General features: G+C 64.8%; 2 protein-coding genes and 2 pseudogenes. All 4 read right to left on the reverse strand.

The window, feature by feature from the left end:
- A pseudogene (locus EOA27_RS29665) lies at positions 1–95 on the reverse strand (molybdopterin synthase sulfur carrier subunit); the annotation flags it as partial.
- A gap of 1 nt (position 96) precedes the next feature.
- Complete coding sequence (pgsA, locus tag EOA27_RS29670; protein ID WP_027165584.1) at positions 97–693, reverse strand: CDP-diacylglycerol--glycerol-3-phosphate 3-phosphatidyltransferase; 597 nt, start codon at positions 691–693, stop codon at positions 97–99.
- Between the two features lie 144 nt (positions 694–837).
- The gene (gene uvrC, locus EOA27_RS29675) at positions 838–2,919 is read right to left on the reverse strand and encodes an excinuclease ABC subunit UvrC (protein WP_127257895.1); all 2,082 of its coding nucleotides are present in this window, start codon (positions 2,917–2,919) and stop codon (positions 838–840) included.
- Positions 2,916–3,021: pseudogene (locus EOA27_RS42450) on the reverse strand (short-chain dehydrogenase); the annotation flags it as partial. The gene uvrC and the pseudogene EOA27_RS42450, both read right to left, overlap by 4 nt.

The raw sequence follows: 3,021 nt of genomic DNA on the forward strand, positions 1-3,021 counted from the left end.
CCCACCGTCTCGATGCCGGAAGGCAAGTCGACGTCCTCTTCCGGCTTGCCGATCCGCTCGCGTACCCAGGCGAAATAGATGAGCTTGGTGGACATCTCACTCATCCATGATGTGCTTGAGGCCGGCGCGGAAATAGTCGTAGCCGGTGTAGAGCGTGACGAGCGCCGCGACCCACAACAGCACCAGGCCGATCTGGGTGGTCAGCGGAAAGATCTTGTCGCCGGCCGGGCCGACCAGCAGGAAGGCGATGGCGACCATCTGGATGGTGGTCTTCCACTTGGCGAGCTGCGTCACCGGCACCGACACTTTCAGGGCCGCCAGATATTCGCGCAGGCCCGAAACCAGGATCTCGCGGCACAGGATGATGATCGCCGCCCAGAGCGACCAGCCGGCGATGCCGGCGTGGCGGTCTGTGTCGGCGGCAAGCAGGAGCAGACAGGTGGCGACCAGCAATTTGTCGGCTATCGGATCGAGCATCTTGCCGATGTTGGAAGTCTGCTGCCAGGCGCGCGCGAAATAGCCGTCAAAGTAATCGGTGATCGAGGCGAGCAGGAAAATGACCAGCGCCGACCAGCGGGCGAAGTCGGACGACTTCAGATGTCCTTCGAGAAAAAAGCACAGCACGACCAGCGGCACCGCGACGATGCGGGCGTAGGTGAGGATGTTCGGCAGGTTGAACGCGCGTTGTGCCATATCGTCTCGGGAAATCTCCACCGCCAGAGGTACTCAAATCAGAAGCCAATGTAGGGGGTCAACAGCCGAGATTCGATTGGACAGGGAAAAATGGCGTGAAGCGCGTTGTGAGGTACCCCCTCGGGACATCCCTGCCCGACCGCCTCAGCTCTCATGAAAATGATTGTAGACCAGCTTCGCCACATGCTCGGAAATGCCGTCGACCTTGACCAGGTCCTCGACCGCGGCGCGGCTGACCGCCTTGGCGGTGCCGAAGGCGAGCAGCAGGGCGCGCTTGCGGCCGGGGCCGATACCGGCGATCTCGTCGAGCGGGCTTTTCACCATCTCCTTCTTGCGCCGCGCGCGATGCGAGCCGATGGCGAAGCGGTGCACCTCGTCGCGCAGGCGCTGGACGAAATAGAGCACCGGGTCGCGCACCGGCAACATGAAGCTTTCCCTGCCCTTGACGAAGAAGCGCTCGCGGCCGGCATCGCGGTCCGGGCCCTTGGCGATGCCGATGGCGACAACCCGATCCTCGACGCCGAGATCGGCAAGGATCTGGCGCACCGCCGTCATCTGGCCCTGGCCGCCATCGATCAGGATGACGTCGGGCCAGGCCGGAAAACCGCCATTGCCGGCGACCAGATCCTCGTCACCGGTTTCGTCCGCGGTTGCGCCAGGCTGCTCGTCGCCATGCTCCTTGAGCAGCCGCGAGAAACGCCGCTGCATCACCTCGCGCATCATGCCGAAATCGTCGCCCGGCGTGATCTCGGTCGAGCGGATGTTGAATTTCCGGTACTGGTTCTTCACGAACCCTTCCGGCCCGGCGACGACCATGGCGCCGACCGCATTGGTGCCCATGATGTGCGAGTTGTCGTAGACCTCGATGCGCACCGGCGGCTTTACCAGGCCGAAGGTCTCGGCGAATCCCTGCAGCAGCCGCGCCTGGGTCGAGGTCTCGGCCAGCCTGCGGCCGAGGGCCTCGCGGGCGTTCTGCAGCGCGTGATCGGTCAGGTCCTTCTTCTCGCCGCGCTGCGGCACCGAGATCGTAATCTTGCGGCCGGCATGGGTGGACAGCGCTTCCGCCAGCAGTTCCTGCTCCTGCGCGGTCTGCGACAGAAGCAGCGTGCGCGCCGGCAGCTTGTCGTCATAGAACTGCGCCAGGAACGAGCCCAGCACCTCAGCCGGCTCCAGCGCCGGATCGGCCTTGGGGAAATAGGCGCGGTTGCCCCAGTTCTGGCCGGTGCGGAAGAAGAACACCTGGATGCAGGTCTGGCCGCCCTCCTGATGGATGGCGAAGACGTCGGCCTCCTCCACCGTCTGCGGGTTGATGCCCTGATGCGCCTGCACATGGGAGAGCGCGGCCAGCCGGTCGCGGTAGATTGCGGCGCGCTCGAAATCGAGCTCTGCCGAAGCCTGCTGCATGGCGGCCGAGATTTCGGTCTTCACCTTCTGGCTGCGGCCGGAGAGGAAATCCTTGGCCTCCGCGACCAGCTCGGCATAGCCCTCATGCGAGATCTCGCCGGTGCAGGGACCGGCGCAGCGCTTGATCTGGTAGAGCAGGCAAGGCCGCGTGCGGTTGTCGTAGAAGGAGTTGGTGCAGCTTCTAAGCAGGAAGGCGCGCTGCAGCGAATTGATGGTGCGGCCAACCGCGCCGGCCGAGGCGAAGGGGCCGAAATAGTCGCCTTTTCGCGAGCGCGCGCCGCGATGCTTGTAGATGCCGGGCGAGACATGGTCGCCGGTGAGCAGGATATAAGGGAACGACTTGTCGTCCCGCATCAGCACGTTGAAGCGAGGCCTCAGCCGCTTGATGAGGTTCGCCTCGAGCAGCAGCGCCTCGATCTCGGTGCGGGTGACGACGAATTCCATTGTCGCCGTCTCGCGCACCATGCGGCCGATGCGGGCGGTGTGGAACCGCCCCTGCGCGTAGTTGGTGACGCGCTTCTTCAGGCTGCGCGCCTTGCCGACATAGAGCACGTCGCCGGCGGCGTTCATCATGCGATAGACGCCGGGCTGGTTGGGCAGCCGCTTGACGAAGGTCTGGATCACCTCGGCGCCGACCATGCCGTCGGCATCGCCGGCATGCGGCGTCCAGTCGATGGCCGTGAAGGCGACATCGGGGCCAGTCGGCAAAGCCTCGGGTTCGACGATCTCCTCAGCCGCCTCGTCCTCGACGTCGAGATCGACATCGGGGGGCAGGTCGTCGGCGGCGCCGTTGCGTCTGTGTTTTTGAACTGCGGGACTCATTCCACCATGCCTGTCACATCGGGCGTCTGCCACGCAAGATGCTGGCCGCCGTCGAGCGCGATCATCTGGCCGGTCACCGAGCGCGCCTGCCAGAGATAGCGA

Source organism: Mesorhizobium sp. M2A.F.Ca.ET.037.01.1.1, assembly GCF_003998075.1.
GTDB lineage: Bacteria > Pseudomonadota > Alphaproteobacteria > Rhizobiales > Rhizobiaceae > Mesorhizobium.